This window comes from Neorhizobium galegae, assembly GCF_021391675.1.
Taxonomy (GTDB): domain Bacteria; phylum Pseudomonadota; class Alphaproteobacteria; order Rhizobiales; family Rhizobiaceae; genus Neorhizobium; species Neorhizobium galegae_B.
Genome location: NZ_CP090095.1, coordinates 1,229,539 through 1,252,644, shown reverse-complemented (window position 1 = coordinate 1,252,644; position 23,106 = coordinate 1,229,539). Strand labels below are relative to the sequence as shown.

Sequence of the window (23,106 nt, the reverse complement as noted above, 5' to 3'; positions counted from 1 at the left end):
TTTGTTGCGCCGCTCAAGGCTTGGCCAGCCGCACCCCGAAACCGAGGAGGAAGGTTAGCAGCGCACCGGCCGCCGCGGTCCCGTAGAGCCACAGCGCCGGCCCGCTGGCCTCGCCGTTTTCCAGCGCCGAAACCAGCCCTGTCGCACCGGCGATCATGCCGGCAATCCCGGCGCCGATCGCGTAACCGGCGGTCGAAATCGTCGGCAGCAAGGCGCTTGCGAGATCGCGCTCCTGCCTTGCTGCCGCTTCCATCGCCGCCTGGTTGACGCTTGCCCAGGCGACGCCGAAACCCGTACCGATTGCCACCTGGCCCGCAAGCAGCAGCACCAGCGAGCCGCTCGCGAACGCGGCGGCGAGGCAGAGGAAACCGGCCAGTTGGAACAATGCGCCTGCGCGCATCCACCGATGCCGCGGAGCAAGCGCGGTAATCCTGCTCGCGACCACGGCCACCGCACTCCAGGAGAGCGCCATGGTCACCACCAGATAACCGACCACCGCCGGCCGGAAACCGAAGACGGCGTCGATCATCAGCGCCAGATAGACGCTGCCGACCGAGTGGCTCGCCGACATCAGGAACAGCACCCAGAACCCGTGCCCGAGGACCGAACCGAGCCGGAAGGCGCCTTCCGGAAACAGTCTTGGCCCGATCCGCCCATCAAGCTTCAGCGCCGGCAGGAACAGCCCCGCGCCAGCCACCACCGCCACCGCCTGCATCGCCCCTCCGGTCACCACCGACGACAGCGACAGGACGAAGGAGGCCGCAAGGCAGAGCGAAATGGTGGCGACCGACAGCGGTACCGGCGCCGCCTCGGTCACCCTCACCTTCGCGGTCAGCGCGAAGACGGCCAGCAGAGCCACGAAGGGTGAGACGGCCAGAAACGACGCCCGCCAGGAATAGGCCTCGGTCAGAAGCCCGCCCGCCAGCGGCCCGGCAATCGCCGCCACCGCCCAGACGATCGCCTCCACCGCAAACACCTTTGCGATCAGGGCCGAGGGAAAGTTGGCGGGGATGAGGCTGTAGCAGATCGCCACGATCAGCCCATCGGCAATGCCCTGCAGCAGGCGCCCAGCCATGATCCAGGAAAAGGCCGGCGCCGACAGCGCCAGCAGCCCGCCGGCTGCAAAGACCAGCGCCGAAAGAAGGAGAATGAAGCGCGCGCCGAACCGGTCGCGCATCGCCGCAGCCCCAGTGCCGCCGGCGATAGAGCCTAAGAAATAGAGCGTATAGGCCCAGCTGAAATAACCCGTGCCGCCGATCTCCTTCGCCGCCGGCGGCAGCGCCGCGACGATCGCGAACTGGTTGAAGGCATGCAGCCCGATCCCCGCCGAGATCAGCCCCAGCATCGCCCCTTCGCGGCCCTTGAGAAGCCTCGACCAGCCCACATCAATGTCCTGCAACACGCCCTGCCTCTTATCCGGTTTTTCAGTCCCGGGCACGCTACAACCTCAACCACGATTGAGGTCAAGGGAAAAGCCAAAAATTAAAATCACGAAATTTCAGCATCTTAAGGCGTAATTGCAGATTTCTTTCGATGTTGTATTTTAGCTACAGCTTTCAAAGCAAATCGCCCTATTTGCGTTTTCACCAACATTCGGAGGAAAATATCCATGAAGGCTCTTTTCATTCTTGCAGCGTCGGCCGCCATGACCGCCTCTTCCGTTGCTTATGCAGCCGACGCCGTCGAGCAAATCCCGCAAGCGCCGCAAGCCGTCGAAATGCCTGCCGCGTTCACCTGGAACGGCCCCTATATCGGTGCCCACACGGGATATGCCTGGGGCGACGGTGATGCCCCCGGCGGCGGTTCGGACGATTTCGACAGCTGGAGGCTTGGCGGCTTCGTCGGCTATAACTGGCAGTTCTCCAGCGGTTTCGTGGCCGGTATCGAAGGCGACGTCAACTACGACTGGAACGAGAACAGCTATGCCGGCGGCATAGACATCGATACCGGCTTCTCCGGTTCGGTTCGCGGCCGTGTCGGTTACGCCATGGACCGGGCGCTGATCTTCGCGGCAGCCGGCTGGACGGCCACCACCGCCCATATCGACGGCGGCGGCTTTGACGACGACGACATGCTCAACGGCTGGACGGTCGGGGCGGGCGTCGATTACGCCTTCACCGACAATATCTTCGGCCGCCTCGAATACCGCTACAACGACTTCGGCAACGGCAGCCTCGCAGGCGCCGATTTCGACTTCAGCCAGCACGTGATCAACGTCGGCATCGGCGTGAAGTTCTAAGCCGCGGCTTCGAGACACGTCTCAATGCTCCACCTTGCGACAAGGTGGAGCAAGATTTCGAGGGCCGGCCGGCGTCCTCAGGGGCGTGACAGCACCTTGAAGGCGATGAACTGCGTCTTCTGTTCCTTTGAGAAATTGTTGTCGGAAGCGAAGATCAGCAGGTCGTTGCCATCGGTGCCCCTGGCGAAGGTGACGGCCTCGATATTGTCCGGCTGCAGGCCCATCGCCCGCATGTCGAGCACCTGGGCCTTGCGCACCGGCACGATGACCGCGTCGGTATTGGCGAGCGAGGGGATGGCCGAGACATCGGTGGCGCCCTCGGTATCGACCATAAAGACCTTGATCGAACTTCCAAAGCCTTGCGCAAAACCGCGCTCGACCACCAGGAGGCGGTGGTCGTCCAGGCTTAGGATTTCCGAAGCGCCGTTGTCGTTATAGCCCTTGTCGACGGTCGGCGCCTGGGGGATCGGCGCGATCGGATAGACATATTCGGCCTTCGGCCTGCCGCTTGCCGCGTCGTAGCGGATCATGCGGGCGAGCGTGCCGCGGCTAAGCCCGGAGATCGGGCCGTCCTGGAACAGCGCCGATTCGACCTCCAGCATCAGGTCTCCGCCGGGCAGCGTCGCGAGCCCCTCGAAGGCGAGGTTGTCGCGGATGCCGGCGGACTTGTCGGCGGTCGGCATAAAAGCCTTGGGAAGCTCGAACTCGCGCAGGAAGGCGCCATCCGGGCCGGCGACCCGCACGAAGGGCGGCAGGAGCTGCTTCACGTCGCCCTCGCTCGACCAGTAGATGCCGTCCTTGCCGAGCCGGATCGATTCCGGATCGACGCTCTTGGCCGCAAAAGCCTCGCCGTTTTTGTCCTTCAGGGTCACGGTCTTGACCACTTTCACATCGGTGATGCCGGCGGCGCTCGCCTCGATCGAAAGCTCGTAGAACCGGGCCGGCGCCCGTTCGGAACGGTCGTCGGAAATGGCGATATAGCGGTTGCTTGCCGGGTCGTAATCAAGCCCCGACAGGCCGCCGAACTCGACGCCGTCGAACAGCGTGCCGGTCGGCATGCTAAATTCCCCCACGAAGGAAAGCCCGATGGCCGCCTTGCAATCGCCGAACGGGCAAGGGGTGACGACCGTTACCCCTGGCTCTACGGCATGGGCAACGGGCGCGAAGAGGATGGCGAGGGCAACGGTTGAAAACAGCGCTTTGAGCATGATCGGTGTCCGGCAATTCGAGGCGGGTGGAAAACGAAGACCCGCCTCACGAGTGAAAGCCGGTCCCGCGGGCCACCCCTTGTCTGCCACGCGAGCTTTGCGGACGTGTAACGGTTGCTCGTCAGAATGTTGAATTTTTCATGACGGTGTATTGGGAGAGCGGCGGGAGTTTCCGCCTTTCAACAGGAACGGAGCCGCCACGGGCTCCGGCTTCATCATGGCACCCACACTCATGTCGGGCAGTTGTCCGGTCTTCAAGCCACCACCCGCTCCGGTGAATATCCAGCCTCGCGGATCGCCTCTTCTGCCCTGCCGGCATCGCCTTCGACGGTTACCGTCTTGGCCGTCAGATCGATCGCCACCGCCGCACCCGGCAGGGCTTCCGCAAGGGCGCCACGCACGGTCTTTTCGCAATGGCCGCAGGTCATGTCCGGCACGGTGAAAATCGCAGTCATCGGAATCTCCTTGTTCGATAGGTGTGTTGTGCAGCTTCCCATGGGGGGAAGGTCAAGTGGGTGGCTGGCATGTCAGTCACGTGGGAATGCCCCTCATCCGCCTGCCGGCACCTTCTCCCCGCATGCGGGGAGAAGGACATATGCCGCGCCGGCTTCCCTTGGCCTCAAGGCAGCAGGCGTATTTCTCATGCTCTCGTCTCGGAAAGAGCGGTGAACGGGCGGTTTGCGTCCTTCTCCCCGTCAAGACGGGGAGAAGGTGCCGGCAGGCGGATGAGGGGCGTTCCCCAGCGCAAAATTGTCAGGCACGAATCTTCTTCCCCACGGCCCCATCCCCCACCGTCCTATCCCCCGCCAGATCATCGAGGATCGGGCAGTTGGGGCGGTTGTCGCCGCCGCAGCAGTTGGCGAGGTGTTTCAGCGTCTTGACCATGCCCTGCATATCGGCGATGCGTCGTTCGAGATCGCCGATATGGGCGGTCGCCACCTCCTTGACGGCCGAGCTTTCGCGGCTCTCGTCCTGCCAGAGTTTCAGAAGCGTCTCGGTTTCCTCCAGCGAAAAGCCGAGATTGCGGGCGCGCTTGATGAAGCGCAGGATATGCACTTCCTCCTGACCATAGACCCTGTAATTGTTGCCGGTGCGGCCCATCGGGCGGATCAGGCCGATCTCCTCGTAATAACGGATCATCTTGGCCGAAACGCCGGACGCGCTGGAAGCCTCGCCGATATTCATCTCGCTTCTCCCACTTTCACGGTCTTCAGCCGCAGCGCGTTGCCGAGCACGAAGACGCTCGACAGCGCCATGGCGCCGGCGGCGATCATCGGCGACAGCAGCCAGCCGAAGGCGGGGTAGAGCACACCGGCCGCGACCGGAACCAGCGCCACGTTGTAACCGAAGGCCCAGAACAGATTCTGCTTGATATTGGTCATGGTCGCGCGGCTCATGGCGATCGCCGAGACGGCGCCCGACAGCTCGCCGCCGACCAGAACCACGTCGGCGCTTTCGATCGCCACGTCCGTGCCGGTGCCGATGGCGATGCCGATATCGGCCTCGGCGAGCGCCGGCGCGTCGTTGATGCCGTCGCCGACGAAGGCGAGCTTTTTCCCGCTCTGCTCCCCCTTGACCCGCATCTCGTGGATCGCCTTCACCTTGCCTTCCGGCAGGACCTCGGCAACGACCTTGTCTATGCCGACCTGTCTTGCGATCGCCTCCGCGGTGCGGCGGTTGTCGCCGGTCACCATCACCGTTTCGATGCCCATCGCCTGTAGCGCCTTGATCGCGTCGCGGCTCGAGGGTTTCAGCGGATCGGCAACCGCGATCACGGCGGCCAGCTTGCCGTCGACGGCGGCATAAAGCGGTGACTTGCCCTCGTCGCCAAGCCGGGCGGCGGCTTCCGCAAAGGTTTCGACCGAAAGCCCCAGCTTTTCCATGAACCGGTCGGCGCCGACCGAGATCCTGCGGCCGTCCGCCTCCGCCTCGATGCCGTAGCCGGTCACCGACGCGAAGCGTTCCGCCTTCGGCACAGTCAGCCCCTTGGCCTCGGCCGCCTTGACGATCGCCTCGGCGATCGGGTGTTCCGACTGCGCCTCGACGCTGGCGACGAGCGCCAGCACCTCGTCCCCGGCAAAACCTTGCGCCGCCACCAGATCGGTCAGCTCCGGCCGGCCCTTGGTGACGGTGCCGGTCTTGTCGACCACGACCAGCTGGACATTGCGCAGCTCCTGCAGCGCCTCGCCCTTGCGGAACAGCACGCCGAGTTCGGCCGCGCGACCGCCGCCGACGACGATCGAGGTGGGCACGGCAAGCCCCATGGCGCAGGGGCAGGCGATGATCAGCACGGCGACCGCATTGACCAGCGCATGGGCGAGCGCCGGCTCGGGGCCGACGAAGAACCACACCGCGAAAGTCAGCGCGGCAGCCAAGATCACCGCCGGCACGAACCAGGCGGTCACCCGGTCGACCAGCCCCTGGATCGGCAGTTTGGAGCCTTGCGCCTGCTCAACCATGCGGATGATCTGGGCCAGCATGGTATCGCGGCCGACCTTGTCGGCCCGGAAACGGAAGGCGCCGGTCTTGTTGATCGTGCCGCCGACCACGGTCGCGCCGGCCGCCTTTTCGACCGGCAGCGGCTCGCCCGAGATCATCGATTCGTCGACATTCGAGGAGCCGTCGATCACCGTGCCGTCGACCGGGATACGCTCGCCCGGCCGGATCACCAGCACGTCCCCGGCGACCACCTGTTCGGCGGGGATGTCCAGAAGCTTGCCGTCGCGTTCGACGCGGGCGGTCTTGGCCTGCAGCCGGCTCAGCTTCTCGATCGCCTCGCCGGTGCGGCCGGTGGCGCGGGCCTCGAGCAGCCGGCCGAACAGGATCAGCGTGACGATCACGGTGGCGGCTTCGTAATAGACGAAGCGGGCGCTCTCCGGCAGCAGGTCCGGGGCAAATGTCGTCACCAGCGAATAACCATAGGCCGCCAGCACCCCGACCGCGACCAGCGAATTCATCTCCGGCGCGCCGCGCACGAGTGCCGGCAGGCCGAGCTTCAGGAATCGGAAGCCCGGGCCGAAGACAACCACCGTCGCCAGCGCGAAATAGACATAATAAAGGTTTTGCGTCTCGATCACGCCCATCAGCCAGTGGTGGAACGGATCGTAGACGTGGCCCGCCATCTCCAGCACGAACAGCGGCAGGGTCAGCACGAAGGCGATCACCAGGTCGCGCTTCAGCACGCCCTCCTCGCCCTGGTGCATATGCATATGGTCATGCCCGCCGGCATGGCCCGACTGGTCATGCCCCATGGCGGCGTGATCCATGTGCTCGTGGCTTTGCGGCCCGGAATGGCTGTGGTGATGCGCGTGTCCCGCATGCGCAGCCTCGGCGACCGGCGGCAGCATTCCCGCCTCGCGCATTGCATGGTCCATGGCGCCCGGCGGAATCTCGTAACCGACCTTCCGGATCGCCTTTTCGAGATCCTCCGGCAAGAAGCCCTCGGCCGATTCCACCGTCAGCTTCTTGGTCGCGAAGTTGACCGCGCTTTTCTCGACGCCCGGCACTTTCGCAGCCGCATTTTCGACACGGCGCACGCAGGAAGCGCAGGTCATGCCCTCGACAGGAACGGTGAAGGGCTCGGCTTTGCGGATCGGTTTGACGGTCTGGTTCATGGGACGGACCTCGCTTTCCCGCCCCATGTGGAGCTTCCCATCATGGGAAGGTCAAGGGGTATATCTGCAATTCTCGGGCGGTATATCGAAGATAGCCCAATGCCCCTGGGTCCAAGGGGGCAAAACATAAGCCTGGGAAGAGATCGACAGTTCAGGCTGCCGACGCCGGAGACGGAATTCACACCGCTTTTTCCGGGAAAGGCGGACGACCGGAAGACCGGTCCTAATCCTCTCTTGCGCCACCGCCGAAGCTCGGCGCATTCAGCCCCGAAAGCAGCAGCACCAGTTCCGCCTGGCGGGTGGTGCCGGTTTTCAGCATGATCTTCTTCAGGTGCGAGCGGGCGGTTTCGAGCGATATGCCGAGCGCGGCGGCGGCCATTTCCGGCGTCTGGGCCATGGCGATGCCGCGCGCCACGCGGGCTTCGGCAGGGGTGAGGTCGAAGAGGCCGCAGAGCACCCGCATGTCCGGCGGGCCGACCTGCCCCACCTGGGTGACGGCGAGCACCGCCATCGAACGGGAGAAGATGTCGCGGGCGGCGCGGCGGACCGGCAGAAGATGCAGGATCAGCGGTGGCACGCCGGCGCGTCCCGCCATCGGCAGGGACTGCACGGCCGGCGAAGCCTGCGCCTTGTAGTGCTCGATCGCCTCCTCCAGCAACGCGTTGGCGCCCGACCCCTCAAGCAGCAGCCGGTCGCCGGCACCGGTGCGGATGCGCGGGCTCAAGTCCTCCATTTCCGGATTCATTGCAATTGCCCGGCCGCTGTCACCGATGACCGCCGCCGGCAATCCGAGCAACGACAGCGTCTCGGTCATCGAACGCGCCTCGGAAAAGGCGAGCCGCGACGCCATATAGGCAGCCCGGGCGAGATCCGGCTTCAAGAGATCGAGGCGCGCCAGCTGTTCGTCGGAGAAATGCGTCAGGCCCTTGGCGCGCATCAAGGTAATGACGATGACGTGCCCGGTCGGCTCCTGGAAGGCCCAGCCCGCCTCCCATTGCATGCCGTGCGGCTCGATGATGTCGCGTTGGATCGCATCATTGGCAAATTCCTCCGCGCTCAGGAGATCGGTCACGCGGACAAACGAAAAGGGCGAACGCTCCATGGCTCGAATGGGGCGAACATTGCCCAGCCGGGTGTCGCTCTTGACGAACTCGGCAAAGGCATCGGCGATATTGGGAGTGGTGACGTAACGATGATTGCCGCTGCCGTCGATGGTGAAGATCGAGGCGGTGCTGGACCCCGCCTCCAATGCTATCCTCTCACAAGTTTCCGTCCAAAGCTCGGGAACCAGAGCTGCCTCATAGAGGCGGTCTGCCAGCGTGCCTTCTGCATTCATCTAGGTGCCATCGAATGAATTCGGAATGAATCTTGACTGTCACCGTAGTCTTAGCGTTTCCGCACGCCCGGGCATACTGGTAGAATTACCTGAAAAACTCGGGTGGCCCATATTAACTTATGTCATTGACAAGTAATAAACCCATGCTTCGAGGGGCTTCCCGCACGTTCCTCGCTCGCCGGTTTAGCCCCAAGGCCTGTCGATCCGGCATCGCGCGTCGCCGGCAACAGGATGCAGGGCCGGCTTTCAACCGGGGTTGCGGTTCATTCGGGTAGGGCGATCCGGATAGGACGCGTTCCGATCGGAGCGCCGGTGGCGCGGTCGATGGTGACGGGATCGATCTCCGTTCCGGTTTCGGCGTCGAAGAACCGGGTCACCTCGCCTCCGCCGCGATGCTTGCGTCCCCATGCGCCGAGCGCAAACAGAACCGGCAGAAAGTCGCGGCCGGCATCCGTCAGTACATATTCGTCCCTTGGCGGACGGTCGGAATAGCGGCGTTTCTCCAAAAGCCCCTCCTCCGTCAGGCCTGAAAGCCGTCCCGTCAGCATGGTCGGCGCAATGCCGAGGCTCTTGCGAAACTCGTCGAAGCGGGTCAGCCCCGCATGGGCGTCGCGCATGATCAGCATGCTCCACGCGTCCCCCACAAGCGCCAGGCTCCGGGCGATCAGGCAGGGCTGGCTGGAAAGATTCTTCATGTCGATATCTTTTTAGTAGTGACTTAATACGGATTTGATAGTAACTGATTGCTCGACGATGTTCCATCACAAAATGAAAGAGAAACCGATGAGCAAGAAAAAACGTGGCGTCGCCCTGGTTACGGGTGCGTCCTCAGGCATAGGACTGGTGACGGCACAGGCGCTGCGGCGGGATGGCTATCTTGTCTTCGGCACCAGCCGAAAGCCGATGCCCGACACGGTGGACGGGGTGACGATGCTGGTCTGCGACGTGACCGACGATGCATCCGTCGAACGTGTCGTTGACGAGGTTCTGCGCCGCGCAGGGCGGATCGACCTTCTCGTCAACAATGCCGGGATCGGGCTGCTTGGCGGCGCCGAGGAATCCACCACGGAACAGGCGAAGGCCCTGTTCGAGGTGAACGTGTTCGGCATCATCCGGATGACAAATGCCGTCCTGCCCGTGATGAGGGGCCAGCAGCGGGGCCGCATCGTCAACCTGAGTTCGATACTCGGGCTGATCCCGGCTCCCTTCAACGCCCTTTATGCAGCGACCAAGCACGCCGTCGAAGGGTATTCGGAGTCCCTCGACCATGAAGTGCGGACCCAAGGCATCCGCATCGTGCTTGTCGAGCCCGGCTTAACCCGCACCGCCTTCGAGGAGAACCTGACGCGCGCGGACCGCCCGCTTTCCGTCTATGATACGGTTCGCGGCGACGCGGAGCGGCTGATGCGCGAATCCGTCGCGAAGGGAGATGCACCGGAAGTGGTCGCCGAAGCCATCGTAAAGGCCGCCAATGCGGCATTGCCGAAACGGCGCTACACCGCCGGAAAAATGGCAGGACAGGTCCGCTTCATACGTCGCTTCCTGCCCGAAACCATCGTCGACAAGAACCTTCGGAAGTTCAACGGGCTTCCCGCCTGAGCATTATCGCAGCCCCGCCGGCCACCACGGAAACGGAAGTCAGTCCGATGAAATCATTCCTGATCGATCGCTATCGCAAAGGCGGCGCCCTGCGGCTCCGCGAAATACCCGAGCCGGCATTGCGCGACAACGACGTCATGGTGGAGGTTCATGCGGCCGGCGTGAACGCCTTGGACAACAAGATCAGGGACGGAGAATTCAAGCTTATCCTGCCCTATCGCCTTCCGCTGGTGCTGGGCAATGACGTAGCGGGGGTCGTCGTCCGGGTTGGGGCGAATGTCCGGAAGTTCAAGCCGGGGGACGAGGTCTATGCACGTCCGGCCCAGGATCGCATCGGCACGTTTGCCGAATATATCGCCATGGACGAGGCCGATGTGGCGAGAAAACCCGGCAATCTCACCATGGTGGAGGCCGCATCCATTCCGCTGGTCGCCCTGACGGCATGGCAGGTCCTCGTCGAGCGGGCCAACCTGAAGAAGGGGCAGAAGGTGCTGATCCATGCCGGCTCGGGCGGCGTCGGCACCGTCGCGATCCAGCTCGCCAAGCATCTCGGGGCCTATGTGGCGACGACCACGAGCACGGCCAACGTCGCCCTTGCGAAAAGTCTCGGGGCGGACGTCGTCGTCGATTACAAGAAAGACGACTTCGAGAAGGTGCTGCAGGGCTACGACGTCGTGCTGAACAGCCTGGGCAAGGATACACTGGAGAAATCCTTGAATGTATTGAAGCCGGGCGGCAAGCTGATCTCGATTTCCGGCCCGCCCGATCCGGATTTCGCCCGGCAGAACGGCTCCGGCTGGCTGCTTCAACAGGCCATGCGCCTGCTGAGCTTCGGCATCAGGAGAAAAGCGGGACGCCGGAAGGTCGGCTATTCGTTCCTCTTCATGACGGCGAATGGCGGCCAGCTCGCACAGATCACCTCGCTGATCGAGGCAGGTCGCATCCGCCCGGTGATGGACCGGGTCTTCCCGTTCGAGCAGACCAACGAGGCGCTGGACTATGTCGAAACGGGTCGCGCGAAGGGGAAGGTCGTCGTCGCAGTGAAGTGACGCCGCGCCCCTAGACTAGCGTTCCTCGCCCACCGTCAGCGGCCAGTCGACCACGTAGTCCTCGAAATCTTCCACATCGACCTCGTTTTCGCTGACCGTGCGGCCGCGGGCGGAGATGCCGGCCTGGTGCACGGTGTCCGGATCGCCCGAGACCAGCGGATGCCACCAGTAGAGGTCCTCGCCGTCGCGGACGAGGCGATAACCGCAGGTCGGCGGCAGCCAGGCGATCTCTTCGACCGTCGTCGGGGTGAGCTGGATGCAGTCCGGCACGGTCGCCTGGCGGTGCTGGTAATCCTTGCAGCGACAGCTCTCCCCGTCGAGCAGGCGGCAGGCGACGGAGGTGAAGACGACGTCGCCGGAATCCCAGTCCTCGAGCTTGTTGAGACAACAGAGGCCGCAACCGTCGCACAGGCTTTCCCATTCATTTTGGGTCAGCTGGTCGAGCCGCTTGGTTTTCCAGAAAGGTTCGTCGGTCATCGTGGGTATCACATTTGCGGCAGAGCGGAACAAATCCCGATATCTGCATTTTACCTGTTGCGATTTTGATATCGCGCATCAACCATTTGTCAGCTAAAGCTGATTAACGGTGAGAGGCTAGAGCTCTTGATCCCTCCAGGGGACCGCGTCAAGCACATCTCATCGAAAGGGCGGGGAATTCCGAAGGTGCAGGACGAGCCAAAGTCATCGGGCGACCGGCCGCGCGGCAAGCGCCACCTGCTGCTGCGCATCGATTCGTGGATCGATTCCACCGTCTGGAATCTCGGTTTCCGGCTTGGCGAAATCTGGGAGGAGATCACCATCTTCTTCCGCCGTTTTCGCGTGCGCGGCTGGAAACGCATCGGCTTCGAACTTGCCGGCGAGGCCATGACCTTGGGCACCGCGGGTTTCGTGGTGCTCCTGGCGCTCGCCCAGCCCGCTTTCGAGGAAACCCACGAGGACTGGCGCAACCGCGGCGATTTCGCCGTCACCTTCCTCGACCGCTATGGCGGCGTCATCGGCCATCGCGGCATCATCCACGAAGACTCCGTGCCGATCGACGAATTGCCGGACCACCTGATCAAGGCGGTGCTGGCGACCGAGGACCGGCGCTTCTTCGACCATTTCGGCATCGACTTCTTCGGCCTTGCCCGCGCCATGAGCGAAAACGCCAAGGCCGGCGGCGTCGTGCAGGGCGGCTCGACGCTCACCCAGCAGCTTGCCAAGAACCTGTTCCTCACCAACGAACGGTCGATCGAACGCAAGATCAAGGAAGCCTTCCTGTCGTTGTGGCTGGAAGCCAACCTCTCCAAGAAGGAGATCCTGTCGCTCTATCTCGACCGCGCCTATATGGGCGGCGGCACGTTCGGGGCGGCGGCGGCGGCACAGTTCTATTTCGGCAAGAACATCACGGAAGTGAACCTTGCCGAAAGCGCCATGCTCGCCGGCCTGTTCAAGGCGCCGGCCAAATATGCGCCGCATGTCAACCTTCCGGCTGCCCGCGCCCGCGCCAACGAAGTGCTTTCCAACCTCGTGCAAAGCGGGCTGATGACCGAAGGCCAGGTGATCGCCGCCCGCCGCAGCCCGGCGACCGTCGTCGACCGCGCCGACGTCAAGGCTCCGGACTATTTCCTCGACTGGGCCTTCGACGAAGTGCAGCGGCTGGCCTCGGCCGGCAAGTTCCACGAACATTCGGTCGTGGTGCGCACGACGATCGACATGGGCCTGCAGCAGGCCTCGGAATCGGCGGTGGAATCGAGCCTTCGCGAATATGGCGAGAGCTTCAAGGTCAAGCAGGGCGCCCTCGTGATGATCGAGAACGGCGGGCCTGTGCGCGCCATGGTCGGCGGCCGCGACTACGGCGAAAGCCAGTTCAATCGCGCCGCCAAGGCGCTGCGCCAGCCGGGTTCGTCCTTCAAACTCTATACCTATTCGGCGGCGATGGAGAACGGCTTCAAGCCGGAATCGACGATTTCAGACGCGCCGATCACCTGGAACGGCTGGTCGCCACAGAACTACGCGCGTTCCTACAAGGGCAAGGTGACGCTGCTGTCGGCGATGGCGCAGTCGCTCAACACCGTGCCGGTCAGGCTCGCCAAGGACTATCTGGGCACCGACGTGATCGTGAAGACCGCCAAGGCCTTCGGTGTCGAAACGCCGCTCAGGAAGGACAAGACCATCCCGCTCGGCACTTCGGAAATGACGGTGCTCGACCAGGCGACGGGTTATGCCGTGATGCCGGCCGGCGGCATGGAATCGCGCCGCCACGGCATCGAGCAGGTTCTCGGCTACGGCGGCGACGTGCTCTACGACTTCAACCGCGACGAACGGCCGGCCAAGCGCGTGCTCTCCGAGCAGGCGACATCGTCGATGAACCGCATCCTGACGCAGATCCCGGTGATCGGCACGGCCCGCAGGGCGGCGCTCGACGGCGGCATCGTCACGGCGGGCAAGACCGGCACCTCGCAGAGCTATCGCGACGCCTGGTTCATCGGGTTTACCGGCAATTACACGACCGCGGTCTGGTTCGGCAACGACGACTTCACCTCGATGGACAACATGACGGGCGGTTCGCTGCCGGCCGCGACCTTCAAGACGGTGATGGACTATGCCCACCAGGGCATCGAGCTGCGTGCCATTCCCGGCATCGACAATCCGCTGCCGACCGGCGACCACAAGGGCAATGCCGTCGCCAAGAAGAAGGACGGCACCATCGATACCGGATTGCAGGCGCTCATCCGCCCGCGTTCCCTGTCGGCCGAATCCACCCGCCTGCTGCGGCAGATCGCCGGAAAGCTGAAAGAGGCGGGCCGGCTCGGGCCTGCCACCGCCAAGGTGGCCGACAAGACAGCGACGGGATCGCTCGCCGAGGCAACGGCCGTCAGTTCCAGAAACCCCTGAACCCCTGGCTTCCGAGTTTGCCGCGCACGGTCGCGGCGACGCAGAGCGCGGTCACGCCTTCGTGCAGGCCGCCCTCAGTCAGCTTGCCGAAGGCGATCCGGTCCCGCTCCGACAGGCCGCCGCCTGCCTGCGAAAGCCAGGCACGGAATTCCGCACTGCGCTCGGCCTGCCCCACCTCCTGCCCCATCAGGTCGAAAAAGCGGATATAGCTGTCGACCGCGAGATTCTTGACCGGCGGGCTCGTCCAGCCCTCCCGCGCCGGCTGGGGAAGGCAGATCTCGATACCCTCGACGATGGCGCGGCGCGCCTCCGTCGGCTGACTTTCGGTCAGCGTCATGAAGTCGAGGGAAATGTCCTTCGGGGTCGAAGGCCCCGGCACCGGCTTCAGGTGGTAATAGGCACCCGAAAATCCAGCAGCCACGGCTATCAATGCACCGCTCGCCATCATCCATGTTCTCATCGTCTCTGCTCCGGAACGTCGTCGCAGACACGGTAGCCAAGGAATGAGCCGGGCAAGGTACAGGCCGTTTTTAGTCACAGAAACCGCTCGAAACAACCTTATCAAAGGGTTAACCCTAAGATCGAGCCTGTGTGGGAATGGCACGCAAGGGGTCCTGGATGACCGATCCCGGCACAGGCAGCGGGCTTCTCGCCGTCGATCAGCGGGGATAGGAGGAAGGGCGGCCCACGATTCTCCGAGGATACACGGGGAGCGAATCGCTCCGCGCCAGAAGCCATGAGGCGAGCGTGCCGGAAAGACACAGCCCACCCATTCCTTCGCACTGGAATCAATGCTAACCCTCTGGCACAGCTGTCCGAGGGCCAAAGCAAACCCGTGTTCCGTGTTCCCTTCCTCATCGCGATCGCGCTCACCATCGCCTTCGGCGGCGGGATATGGTCCACTCTCGTGGCACTGGATGCCACGATCGGTTTCGGCGCGATCAAGCTCGGCTCGTGGGAAGCCTTTCCTGACGCGCAGACCGCGCAGGCGGACCCTTACGCGAAATCGCACCGGGCCAGTGCCGGCAAGCTCATCTACGCGAGCGCCGAAGGCCTCACCTTCATCGCTTCGGGTCGACCAGGCCGGGGAGCGGCTGACCGGAAACTGCTCCTATCGCCTCACCGGCCATACGCCGCCGGCGCGTTTCTGGACGCTGTTTGCCGCAGCCCCCGGCGCTGCCCCGCCCTCGGCGCAATCGGATCTGCCGACTGCGCTCAATTCCCGCATCGTGCTGCGCAACAGCAGCAGCGACGGCGGTTTCGACATCGCGATTTCCGCAACCGCCAAGCCCGGCAACTGGCTGGCGGTTTCGACGCCCGGCGTGTTCCGGCTGACGCTGACGCTGTTCGACACGCCGACGGCCGGCAGTTCCGGCCTGATCGACCTCACCATGCCGCGCATCGAGAAGACCGGGTGCGGCAATGTCTAGAAGCCTTGGGTTCGGAAGTCCGCGATTTAGACGCCTGGGGTTTAGACGTCTGCGCGTGAGAGGTTTGGGGTTGGGGTCCAGGGGGTTCGCGTCCCAGGCGGCCGGTTCCCGGGGTTTTGCGCTGAAGGTTCTGCTGGCGGTGATCACCGGGCTCGTCGGTGCGGCGCTGCTGCACCTGATCATCGTGCTGGCGCTGCCCGATTTCAGCGAGCGCGACGCCTATACGCGGGTGCTGGCGGAAGGCGAGATCTATCGCTTCTACCGCTTAAGGGAAAAGCCGGATCGCGCCGGGCTTTCCAAGGACGATCCGTTCGTCGATGCGACGGTCTGTGCCTTCGATATCTCGGAGGGGCCGGTGAGGCTGACGGCCGCCAATGGCGGCGTGCCCTTCTGGTCGCTCGGCGTCTACGACCAGTCGTCCAACGAGGTGTTCAGCATCAATGACCGGACGTCGGCCGGCGGCGTGCTGGATGTGGTGATCGCGTCACCGATGCAGCTGACGGCATTGCGCAAGGCGCTGCCGCAGGCGGTTTCGCAGTCGATCCTGGTGGAAGCACGGGCGGAGGAGGGATATGTGGTCTTGAGAAGTCTCGTCCCGCAACCGAGCTTTGCGGGTATCGTGTCGCAATTCCTGAACCAGGCGACCTGCGCACCCTTCGAATGGCGCTCCCGAAGCCGGTTCTGATGTCCTATTTCGCGACTATTCGGCACGCACCGCGTGGTTTTCAGCCTTGCGGTCGCCAAAATCCTCGAAACGTTCGTATCGCACGCCGGTGAACAGCAGAAGCTGCCCGGCGTTCTCGCTTTCGCCGATCCGGATCTGCGGCCGGCGCTGATTGTCGCTGCGCCATCTGTTCAATACTACGATCTCTGCCATGCTCGTCTCCGTTTAAGGAATTCGAGACGGATGAAGACGGACCGATCTCACCCTGCCCTCTCCAAGGGCCTGACGCTTCCCGAGACAGAAGTCCGGGCATCCGCGCCTTTCTCGCCTGTGCGCCTTGTTCGAAAGCGCAACGACATTTCGACATAAACGGCCGGTTCCGCCTGAACCGGCCGTTATCGGGAAGGTCCCAGGGACGCGGGGCCATCCGGCATTTGAAACGCGGCAAATACGCGCCGGTTACCCCTGGATTCAGCCAGACCACCGTTAACAATATCTTACTGCTAATATAGCACTTGCTACCGGTGCATGTCTGTTGTCCGACCCCAAAACGCAGAAGCGCCGGTTTGGTTCACAGCCTTCGCAGGCGTCGGTCGGACCTGCAATTTTTGGCAGAAACAGCGACACTGCAAGAAATTACCGGCGTATCGAAACGAACCATTTTCACAGACCGTTAACCCTCCAAGAGTTAGCATCCGGTTAAACCAAGGCGACCCCATTCTGCAGATGTTCTCACAGCTGCGTGAGCGGACGGCGCGCCACCGGGAGTTTCCCAGGCAAGGTACGATGAGAACGCCAGGCGAGCTTTTCCGGCACACCTGATCGGCGTTCGGCACTCCGGATTTGTTTTGCGTTGATTGCGAGTTTGCCAGTGACGAATGAGTTTCGAGACCTTGAAAGGCCCCAGGCCATGCGTAAGAAGGATGTGGTGCTGATGGCCACGGTGACGAGCTTCGAAAGTCTTCCGTACCCTTCGCGGTCGGAGCTTCGACAGTTCGCCGAGCTCTTCGCCCCCCTGTTTTCCGCATCGTCGGAAGAGGCCCGCCGCGATGCGGTCGCAGCGCTCTCGCAATGCAAGACCGTGCCGCCGGCCGTCGCCTTCTTCATCGCCAGCCAGCCGATCGCGGTTGCAGCCCCGTTCCTCACCTCCTCGACCTGCCTTTCCGACGATGCGCTGATCGCGATTGCCCGCACGCAAGGGGAAGCGCATGCCCGCGCCATCGTCCGCCGCGAGGCGCTCTCGCCAACGGTGATCGACGCGCTGGTCGGGCTTCGCCACGACCGCACCAAGCGCAGCGATGCCCCCGAAAACCTCGAGGCGCTCCTGCCGCGCAGGCCGACGCCGGAAATGGTCGACGAGGCCGAGCGCAACACCCGCGACGAACTCCTGCGCAACCGCATCAAGGCGCTTGCCGGCCATGTCGACCGGCCCGCCGCAGACCGGCTGGGCTTGCGCAATCTATCGCCGATCCAGGAGGCGCTGCTCGTCCGCTTCGCCCGAAACCGCGAGACCGGGCTGTTTGCAACCGTGCTTGCCGACACGCTTTCCGCCAGCCACTGGCTTTCGGAGCGGATCATGCTCGACATTTCCGGCCAGCAGCTCGCGGCGACGCTGAAGGGCCTGGCGATGGAAACGGAGGATGCGCTGTTCATCCTGCAGCGGCTCTACGACCATCTGGGTGCGGAACAGGACGGCGTGACACGCGCCGCCGCGCTCTGGGATGCGCTCGACGAGGACGAATGCGGCAAACGCGTCGAGGCCTGGCGCCGCGCCGACAGCTACACCTATCCGGAACAGCAGCATCAGCCGATGTTCGCCGACAACCGTGCAGAAGACAGCCGCCAGCCGCGGGTAATCCGCACCACCGCCAGCGCCCGCAAGCCGCTCAACGGCCTTTACCGGGTGCGCTGACCGCTCAGGCCGGCTTCACCACCTCGAAGAGATCGGCGACGTCGTCGATCTCCAGTTCCAGCAGCCAGAGGTCCGGATCGAAGCGCATTTCGCGCGACAACATCTCGCGGATGGCTTCCGGCTCGGAGCGTTCCGCCCTCACCTCGAATTTGCGCCCGCCATCGTCCTCGTCGCCGAAGAAATTCTGCGGCGCCGGCGCATAAAGCGTTTCCAGCCCGTCGCGAAAACGCTGGCGGATGAAGATGGCGCCCGCCGCCTCCGCACCCTTTTTTTCGACGGCAGCAAAACCGCCGAGCGCGAAGACGCGGCGGATCATGGCGGAGACAATGATTTCGGATTTCAGGCGCATCGCCCGTCTTACGGCGCTTCGGGGCCGGGCGCAAACTTGCCTCGCCACAATTTTACCCGGATACAACTATTGCCATAATATTACCCGGGTGATATTAGCCGAACCTTCACCAAGGAAGGCAAGGACATGAACATCATCGACAGGAAAGCGGCGATCTCCGCCTACAAGGAACGCAAGGCTCCGGCCGGCATCTATGCCATCCGGCTTGTTCCCACCGGGCGGACATGGGTCGGCCGCGCGGGCGATCTCGACAAGATCCAGAACCGCGTCTGGTTCACGCTCCAGCACGGCAGCCATGTAAGCCGGAGCCTGCAGACAGTCTGGAACGCCAACCGGCCGGAGGATTTCGCGATCGAGCGGCTGGAGGAAATCGACGAGGAGCTGACCGGCTATCTGCGCGACCGGACGCTGAAGGACCGCCTCATCCACTGGGCTTTCGAACTCGGTGCCGAAACGGCCTGAGCCCGCCCATGGAAGTCACTGAGAAGAAACGGAAAATCGCGCTGCCGCGCCCTTTCCTTTCCCCGAATGCACCATATTTACACATCGGTGCCGCACGGCACTGTCATGAAAAGGAGTTTGGGGCTTGGCTACTTCCGCATTGATCAGCATTCTGATCACCTTCCTGGTGATCGTCCTGGTTCTCTATCTCGTCGCGCGCCTGCCGATCGACGGCCGGGCAAAACAGATCGCGCAGATCATCATCATCATCATCGGCATCATTTCGCTGCTGAAATATCTCGCCGTTTTCTAAAGGCGATTTCCGGCAACTCTAGCCCTCTCCCCGTTCCGACAGGGAGAGGGGACGTGCCATCCGCTCCCTTGAGAACTCGGCAAAAGAGGCGGCATATGTCCGGCATTCGGCAGCAAATGCCGCCGGTTCGCGCCCCCGGCTGGTGCCTGGCCTATGCTTAAGCAACGGTTCGGCATCATACCTCATAAGAAGGCTTCACGAAAAAGCCGAGAATTTCACCGTCACGCCGCGCTGCCGAAAGTAGGCCTGCATTAGCTTCCTGCCAGAACGGTTGTTCTGCACGAGCCTGGCCGGGTCGAATACGGCTTCTTTCAAACCCGTTCGGGCCATCCCCGCCTTGAGTACCGCGATATGCACGTCGATGTCGGCGTTGTTCGCTTGGAGCGATTCATAAATGTGGTTTGTTGCATCTGCTACGGTCGGTTCGCTCACTATTTCACTCCTGTTGTTGTTTGGCTGACGCTTGCCACATTTTTTCGGCTTGACCTTATTGTGGTGAAAAATGCCCTCGTCAATGTGCGACGATAGATTGGAACATCGCGTCCGCGTTCGAAGATGCGGCACAGAAGCACACCAGCGGCAACCAGCATCACGGCCCAGATGCTAGGGCAACAATTGCGCCACAAGCGGACGTGTCGTCTGCCTGCTTTCGAGTTGATAAGGCAAGGGCTATTTTCGGCTTCGCCTGGCTAGCCAAGAGTAAATAATTCCCCACACAACGCCGGGGATAAAGTTACTGCTAACGATTAGCAGCCTGCTGTAGTCCATAAACACTGCATCGTTGCCATAAGCCTGCAACACGAGAAGAGCTTGCAAAGCACTGATACAGCCACCGACGATTGTCGTGGAGGCTACCCCATGAAGGACGCCAAATCTCTCTAGCCCAAGCGTGGCGATGACAGGAAGTCCAAGGATCAACGGCACAACGAAGAGCGGAAGGAGCCACATCGTGGCACCGAAAATCACGTCGCCGTAATGGATGTATGAACGGGTGATCGTAACGGAGAGCCAAGCCGACCATAACGCAGCCCAAGCCAACAGGAACGCGAGAAATGTCACTCGGCTCGTTGGAAGTGCCTTGCCTTTCAAATCGGTCATGCGCGCCCCTTCTCGAAGCCAGCTTCCCTCTGGCAGGTCTCCGTAATTGTCGTCACGATCATGTCGTTGACTTCGCATCAATTCAAGGTCGGGGGAAAAACGTAGTGGCGGCCAAAAGCGGTCGCGGGTGGCCCTCGCCGCTGGAAACATCGAACATTCGGGAGATTGGGAGCGACGGCGCCTACAGCGCGCCGATCGACTTCAGCTTCTTCAGCACCAGCTCGTCGGGCTCCCCGGTTTCCGGCAGGCGGTAGTGGCGCTGGAAGCGGCGGATGGCGGCCTTGGTCTGGGCGCCGGCGACACCGTCCACCCCGACATCCGCATAGGCGATATTCGACAGGCCGCGCTGAATCTGCAGCACGAGGTCGCTCGGCTGGACGGGTGCGTTCGGCTTCTGGGAGACGGGCGTGGCCGCGGGCCGACCGGAACTCGAGGCGGCGTTCGGGATATTGGCGGGCGGCGTCATCGCCGGCTTGCGCTCGGAGGCGCGGATTGCGGCGGCCACGGGATCTTCGCCACGCGCATTGGCACCTTCGGTCGGGCGGACCGGAGAAACGGGCTTCGGCGGCAGGGCGGCGGATTGAACAGGCCTTGTCGGTGCGGCAGGGGTTGCCCTTGCCGTCTCGGCCGGCTTCGGCGTCGCGGGCAGCACCTCATGGGGCGTTGCCGGCTGGGCGGCCGCCTGCTGCGGCTGGGGGCGCGGGATCGGGGCGACGACGGAAGGGGCGGCCGGCACGGGCGCAGAGGGCACGGCCGTCTGCGCGGGCGCGGCCGTGGGTGCTGCGGCCGGAGGCGGAGCTACGACGCTCGGATCGGCGCGCTCGATGCGGAAGGTCGTGACATCGGCGGGTGCGGTGCGCCTTGCCGGGCGATAACCAGCGATCTGGTTCGGGTTCTTGGAATCGCGGGTAGCGAGGAACGGGGATGGATGGCCGCCCGGCTGGTACCAGAGCGCATTGGCGGCGACGAATGAGAAGACGATGCCGAAGGCAGCGCAGCCGAACAGGGCCTTCGGCCGGCGCGCGGCAGCCCGCGCTCCCGCCAGCAGCAGGTTCGACAGAATGCCCGGTTGCTTGACAGGTTTTTTCCTGTCAGGCGATTTTCGCTTCCGCGCGGTCATCGATAAAATCCTGTTCGTCCATCATGGCCGCATGCCGGGCTGCCCTCAGCCGCGGCGGGAATTCGACTTTTTCCTCCCGGGAGTCATCCCGTTTTGCTTCGACGCCCGAACCGTCTGCCGGCAGGGAGATCGTCACCACGGTCCCCTCGCCCGGACGGCTGGCGATCGTAAAACGACCGCCGTGCAGCGCCACCAGACCTTTTACCAGAGAAAGCCCGAGACCGGTACCTTCGTAGGTGCGGGTATAGGCGTTTTCCACCTGCATGAACGGCTGGCCGATATATTGCAGCTTTTCCGCCGCGATGCCGATGCCGGTGTCGCTGACCGAAATATTGACGTGATCGCCCTCGAGCACGGCGTCGATCGACACGACGCCGCCGGGACCGGTGAACTTGATCGCATTGCCGGCGAGATTGATGAGGATCTGCTGTACGGCGCGGCGGTCGGCGATCACTTCGCCGAGCCCGCGCGGCGCGCGGCTGGTGAGCGTCACGCTCTTTTCGCGGGCGGTCAGATCGAGCATGGCACGGCAGGTTTCCACGGCTTCCGCGATGGCGAAGGGTTCGGCGAGCAGTTCGTAACGGCCTGCCTCGATCTTCGACATGTCGAGCATGGTGTTGACGACGGAGAGGAGATGGCCGCCGGACTGGCGGATCAGCCCGACATATTCGCGCTGGCGGTCGTTTTCGAGCCTGCCGAAATATTCGCCGGCGAGAACGTCGGAAAAGCCGAGAATGGCGTTGAGCGGCGTGCGCAGCTCGTGGCTGACGGCGGCGAGGAACCTCGACTTCGCCTCATGGGCGGAACGGGCCTCGGCGATATGGGCGGCCGCTTCCGAACGGAGATGCTCCTCCTCCGACAAGTCGCGCGCCTGCGCCAGGACGTAGAGGAGATCCCCTTCGCCGTCGCGGATGGCGGTCATGTCGAGACGGACCGACAGAAACTGGCGGCCGGCCGCCGAGAACGGACGCTCGATGCGGATATCGGCAGCGGCGCTCGGCGCACCCTGGCGCAGCATGTCGAAAGCCTGGACGAGGCCGATCCGGTCGGACACGTGGACGCGCTCGGCAAGCGGCTCACCGGCCGCCTCACGCAGGCTTGGCGGAAACAGATGCTGATCGCGGCCGCCGGTCTTCACCAGCAGGCCGTGCGGATTAAGAATGAGCGACAGGCCCGGCATCGCATCGAAGGCAGCGTCTTCCGGCGGGGGCGCAGCAACGGAGGCAACGGCATGGCGCGGAAAGGCGAAGGAGGCGGCGACAGCCAGAAGGAAAAGCGACAGAACCAGCGCAACGCCGACCGGCAGGGCCAGCGCCGGCGGCAGGAGCAGCGCAAGCGCCGGCGGCACGCTGACGAATGCGGCAAGGCCACAGAACGCGAGCCGGCGGAACTGGGCAATTTCACCGGGACGCGCGGTGTCGCCCTCGCCGAGGCGCGTCAGCCAGCGGCTTGCGGTCTCGTCGACCAGCATGACCGCCTTTCCGGCAATGTTACTCAATACGCGCACGCAAAACCCTGCACAGACTCGTTTATCGAAGCCGACAATATGCCCCCGTGGCTTAAGGAAAGGATAAAAGCAGGGGGTGCCGGAGGTCCCGCAATGGGCCAAAATCCGGCTTTGGGACAGAAGGGCCAAGCCTTCTGAGCTTGTGGTTAACACGACGTAAGCGGCGGATTTGCTTCGATTTTTCCCAATGCGTTAACCTTTGTGGCAAACCGCCCCCCGACAAAGCCCGGGGTTTCGGGCGGAGCGCCGCAATTATGCTTAACATCGATCGCTAAAATTCGATTCAAGTTCGCGACAAAGACGCTGCAAATGCCGATATTTCGCATTTTAGGCAAATTTGCCGAAAAACC

At 63.4% G+C, this 23,106-nt stretch carries 23 protein-coding genes and 1 pseudogene; 9 read left to right on the top strand and 15 right to left on the bottom strand.

Annotated elements, in window-relative coordinates:
* Positions 1-13 precede the first annotated feature (13 nt).
* Positions 14-1,402: an MFS transporter gene (locus tag LZK81_RS06235; RefSeq protein ID WP_233955532.1), complete on the bottom strand. Its 1,389-nt coding sequence runs from the start codon at positions 1,400-1,402 to the stop codon at positions 14-16.
* Positions 1,403-1,609: 207 nt separating this feature from the next.
* Between LZK81_RS06235 and LZK81_RS06230 the strand changes: the two genes are divergently transcribed.
* Positions 1,610-2,239: an outer membrane protein gene (locus tag LZK81_RS06230; RefSeq protein ID WP_233955530.1), complete on the top strand. Its 630-nt coding sequence runs from the start codon at positions 1,610-1,612 to the stop codon at positions 2,237-2,239.
* A gap of 77 nt (positions 2,240-2,316) precedes the next feature.
* On the opposite strand, the gene LZK81_RS06225 is transcribed toward LZK81_RS06230, so the two are convergent.
* From LZK81_RS06225 to LZK81_RS06200, 6 genes are all read right to left on the bottom strand, one after another.
* Entirely contained in the window at positions 2,317-3,447 is a 1,131-nt protein-coding gene (locus LZK81_RS06225; protein ID WP_233955529.1) for an esterase-like activity of phytase family protein, read from the bottom strand.
* 254 nt (positions 3,448-3,701) lie between these two features.
* Positions 3,702-3,902 (bottom strand): heavy-metal-associated domain-containing protein, encoded by a 201-nt coding sequence (locus tag LZK81_RS06220; protein WP_046611674.1) that lies wholly within the window; start codon positions 3,900-3,902, stop codon positions 3,702-3,704.
* 298 nt (positions 3,903-4,200) lie between these two features.
* Entirely contained in the window at positions 4,201-4,632 is a 432-nt protein-coding gene (gene cueR, locus LZK81_RS06215) for a Cu(I)-responsive transcriptional regulator (protein WP_046607700.1), read from the bottom strand.
* A complete protein-coding gene (locus LZK81_RS06210) occupies positions 4,629-7,061 on the bottom strand; it encodes a heavy metal translocating P-type ATPase (RefSeq protein WP_233955528.1) in 2,433 nt (810 codons plus the stop codon). Before LZK81_RS06210 ends, cueR begins: the two co-directional genes overlap by 4 nt.
* A gap of 223 nt (positions 7,062-7,284) precedes the next feature.
* The gene (locus LZK81_RS06205) at positions 7,285-8,310 is read right to left on the bottom strand and encodes a helix-turn-helix transcriptional regulator (RefSeq protein WP_233955527.1); all 1,026 of its coding nucleotides are present in this window, start codon (positions 8,308-8,310) and stop codon (positions 7,285-7,287) included.
* Between the two features lie 350 nt (positions 8,311-8,660).
* Positions 8,661-9,092 (bottom strand): winged helix-turn-helix transcriptional regulator, encoded by a 432-nt coding sequence (locus tag LZK81_RS06200; RefSeq protein WP_233955526.1) that lies wholly within the window; start codon positions 9,090-9,092, stop codon positions 8,661-8,663.
* Between the two features lie 88 nt (positions 9,093-9,180).
* Here LZK81_RS06200 and LZK81_RS06195 point away from each other — a divergent pair, with 88 nt between their 5' ends.
* Together LZK81_RS06195 and LZK81_RS06190 are read left to right on the top strand one after the other, a co-directional pair.
* The gene (locus LZK81_RS06195; RefSeq protein WP_233955525.1) at positions 9,181-9,996 is read left to right on the top strand and encodes an oxidoreductase; all 816 of its coding nucleotides are present in this window, start codon (positions 9,181-9,183) and stop codon (positions 9,994-9,996) included.
* A gap of 47 nt (positions 9,997-10,043) precedes the next feature.
* Positions 10,044-11,045, top strand: a complete 1,002-nt coding sequence (locus tag LZK81_RS06190; protein WP_233955524.1) for an NADP-dependent oxidoreductase — start codon at positions 10,044-10,046, stop codon at positions 11,043-11,045.
* Positions 11,046-11,060: 15 nt separating this feature from the next.
* On the opposite strand, the gene LZK81_RS06185 is transcribed toward LZK81_RS06190, so the two are convergent.
* A complete protein-coding gene (locus LZK81_RS06185) occupies positions 11,061-11,522 on the bottom strand; it encodes a YcgN family cysteine cluster protein (RefSeq protein WP_046607705.1) in 462 nt (153 codons plus the stop codon).
* 186 nt (positions 11,523-11,708) lie between these two features.
* Here LZK81_RS06185 and LZK81_RS06180 point away from each other — a divergent pair, with 186 nt between their 5' ends.
* Complete coding sequence (locus LZK81_RS06180; protein ID WP_046607706.1) at positions 11,709-13,922, top strand: transglycosylase domain-containing protein; 2,214 nt, start codon at positions 11,709-11,711, stop codon at positions 13,920-13,922.
* Here LZK81_RS06180 and LZK81_RS06175 read toward each other — a convergent pair.
* A complete protein-coding gene (locus LZK81_RS06175) occupies positions 13,903-14,382 on the bottom strand; it encodes a hypothetical protein (protein WP_233955523.1) in 480 nt (159 codons plus the stop codon). The two genes, LZK81_RS06180 and LZK81_RS06175, sit on opposite strands and share 20 nt — an antisense overlap.
* A 375-nt stretch (positions 14,383-14,757) precedes the next feature.
* On the opposite strand from LZK81_RS06175, the pseudogene LZK81_RS06170 reads away from it, so the two are divergent.
* A pseudogene (locus LZK81_RS06170) lies at positions 14,758-15,352 on the top strand (DUF1214 domain-containing protein).
* 70 nt (positions 15,353-15,422) lie between these two features.
* A complete protein-coding gene (locus LZK81_RS06165) occupies positions 15,423-16,037 on the top strand; it encodes a DUF1254 domain-containing protein (protein WP_233955522.1) in 615 nt (204 codons plus the stop codon).
* A 15-nt stretch (positions 16,038-16,052) separates the two neighbouring features.
* Here the strand turns inward: LZK81_RS06165 and LZK81_RS06160 are convergent, their stop codons facing one another.
* Positions 16,053-16,229 carry a hypothetical protein gene (locus LZK81_RS06160; protein WP_233955520.1) on the bottom strand — a complete coding sequence of 59 codons (177 nt, stop codon included), beginning with the start codon at positions 16,227-16,229 and terminating at the stop codon, positions 16,053-16,055.
* A gap of 658 nt (positions 16,230-16,887) precedes the next feature.
* Between LZK81_RS06160 and LZK81_RS06155 the strand changes: the two genes are divergently transcribed.
* The gene (locus LZK81_RS06155; RefSeq protein ID WP_233955519.1) at positions 16,888-17,928 is read left to right on the top strand and encodes a DUF2336 domain-containing protein; all 1,041 of its coding nucleotides are present in this window, start codon (positions 16,888-16,890) and stop codon (positions 17,926-17,928) included.
* A 4-nt stretch (positions 17,929-17,932) separates the two neighbouring features.
* Here LZK81_RS06155 and LZK81_RS06150 read toward each other — a convergent pair whose 3' ends face one another.
* Entirely contained in the window at positions 17,933-18,277 is a 345-nt protein-coding gene (locus tag LZK81_RS06150) for a DUF1491 family protein (RefSeq protein ID WP_233955518.1), read from the bottom strand.
* Positions 18,278-18,403: 126 nt separating this feature from the next.
* On the opposite strand from LZK81_RS06150, the gene LZK81_RS06145 reads away from it, so the two are divergent.
* A complete protein-coding gene (locus LZK81_RS06145) occupies positions 18,404-18,739 on the top strand; it encodes a GIY-YIG nuclease family protein (RefSeq protein WP_233955517.1) in 336 nt (111 codons plus the stop codon).
* 124 nt (positions 18,740-18,863) lie between these two features.
* Entirely contained in the window at positions 18,864-19,031 is a 168-nt protein-coding gene (locus tag LZK81_RS06140) for a Thivi_2564 family membrane protein (protein WP_007772654.1), read from the top strand.
* Positions 19,032-19,226: 195 nt separating this feature from the next.
* Here LZK81_RS06140 and LZK81_RS06135 read toward each other — a convergent pair whose 3' ends face one another.
* The 4 genes from LZK81_RS06135 to LZK81_RS06120 form a co-directional block, all read right to left on the bottom strand.
* Complete coding sequence (locus LZK81_RS06135; RefSeq protein WP_233956485.1) at positions 19,227-19,466, bottom strand: hypothetical protein; 240 nt, start codon at positions 19,464-19,466, stop codon at positions 19,227-19,229.
* 234 nt (positions 19,467-19,700) lie between these two features.
* Positions 19,701-20,129, bottom strand: coding sequence for a hypothetical protein (locus LZK81_RS06130; protein ID WP_046607713.1), 429 nt, complete (start codon positions 20,127-20,129; stop codon positions 19,701-19,703).
* Between the two features lie 181 nt (positions 20,130-20,310).
* Entirely contained in the window at positions 20,311-21,249 is a 939-nt protein-coding gene (locus LZK81_RS06125) for a peptidoglycan-binding domain-containing protein (RefSeq protein ID WP_233955516.1), read from the bottom strand.
* A complete protein-coding gene (locus LZK81_RS06120; RefSeq protein WP_233955515.1) occupies positions 21,221-22,756 on the bottom strand; it encodes a sensor histidine kinase in 1,536 nt (511 codons plus the stop codon). The genes LZK81_RS06125 and LZK81_RS06120 overlap by 29 nt, the downstream gene beginning before the upstream one ends.
* Between the last annotated feature and the right edge of the window lie 350 nt (positions 22,757-23,106).

Coding starts and splice junctions, on each gene's coding strand:
- LZK81_RS06230 (WP_233955530.1), top strand. CDS start 1,610: ATGAAGGCTCTTTTCATTCTTGCAGCGTCGGCCGCCATGACCGCCTCT.
- LZK81_RS06225 (WP_233955529.1), bottom strand. CDS start 3,447: ATGCTCAAAGCGCTGTTTTCAACCGTTGCCCTCGCCATCCTCTTCGCG.
- LZK81_RS06220 (WP_046611674.1), bottom strand. CDS start 3,902: ATGACTGCGATTTTCACCGTGCCGGACATGACCTGCGGCCATTGCGAA.
- cueR (WP_046607700.1), bottom strand. CDS start 4,632: ATGAATATCGGCGAGGCTTCCAGCGCGTCCGGCGTTTCGGCCAAGATG.
- LZK81_RS06210 (WP_233955528.1), bottom strand. CDS start 7,061: ATGAACCAGACCGTCAAACCGATCCGCAAAGCCGAGCCCTTCACCGTT.
- LZK81_RS06200 (WP_233955526.1), bottom strand. CDS start 9,092: ATGAAGAATCTTTCCAGCCAGCCCTGCCTGATCGCCCGGAGCCTGGCG.
- LZK81_RS06195 (WP_233955525.1), top strand. CDS start 9,181: ATGAGCAAGAAAAAACGTGGCGTCGCCCTGGTTACGGGTGCGTCCTCA.
- LZK81_RS06190 (WP_233955524.1), top strand. CDS start 10,044: ATGAAATCATTCCTGATCGATCGCTATCGCAAAGGCGGCGCCCTGCGG.
- LZK81_RS06185 (WP_046607705.1), bottom strand. CDS start 11,522: ATGACCGACGAACCTTTCTGGAAAACCAAGCGGCTCGACCAGCTGACC.
- LZK81_RS06175 (WP_233955523.1), bottom strand. CDS start 14,382: ATGAGAACATGGATGATGGCGAGCGGTGCATTGATAGCCGTGGCTGCT.
- LZK81_RS06160 (WP_233955520.1), bottom strand. CDS start 16,229: ATGGCAGAGATCGTAGTATTGAACAGATGGCGCAGCGACAATCAGCGC.
- LZK81_RS06150 (WP_233955518.1), bottom strand. CDS start 18,277: ATGCGCCTGAAATCCGAAATCATTGTCTCCGCCATGATCCGCCGCGTC.
- LZK81_RS06145 (WP_233955517.1), top strand. CDS start 18,404: ATGAACATCATCGACAGGAAAGCGGCGATCTCCGCCTACAAGGAACGC.
- LZK81_RS06130 (WP_046607713.1), bottom strand. CDS start 20,129: ATGACCGATTTGAAAGGCAAGGCACTTCCAACGAGCCGAGTGACATTT.
- LZK81_RS06125 (WP_233955516.1), bottom strand. CDS start 21,249: ATGACCGCGCGGAAGCGAAAATCGCCTGACAGGAAAAAACCTGTCAAG.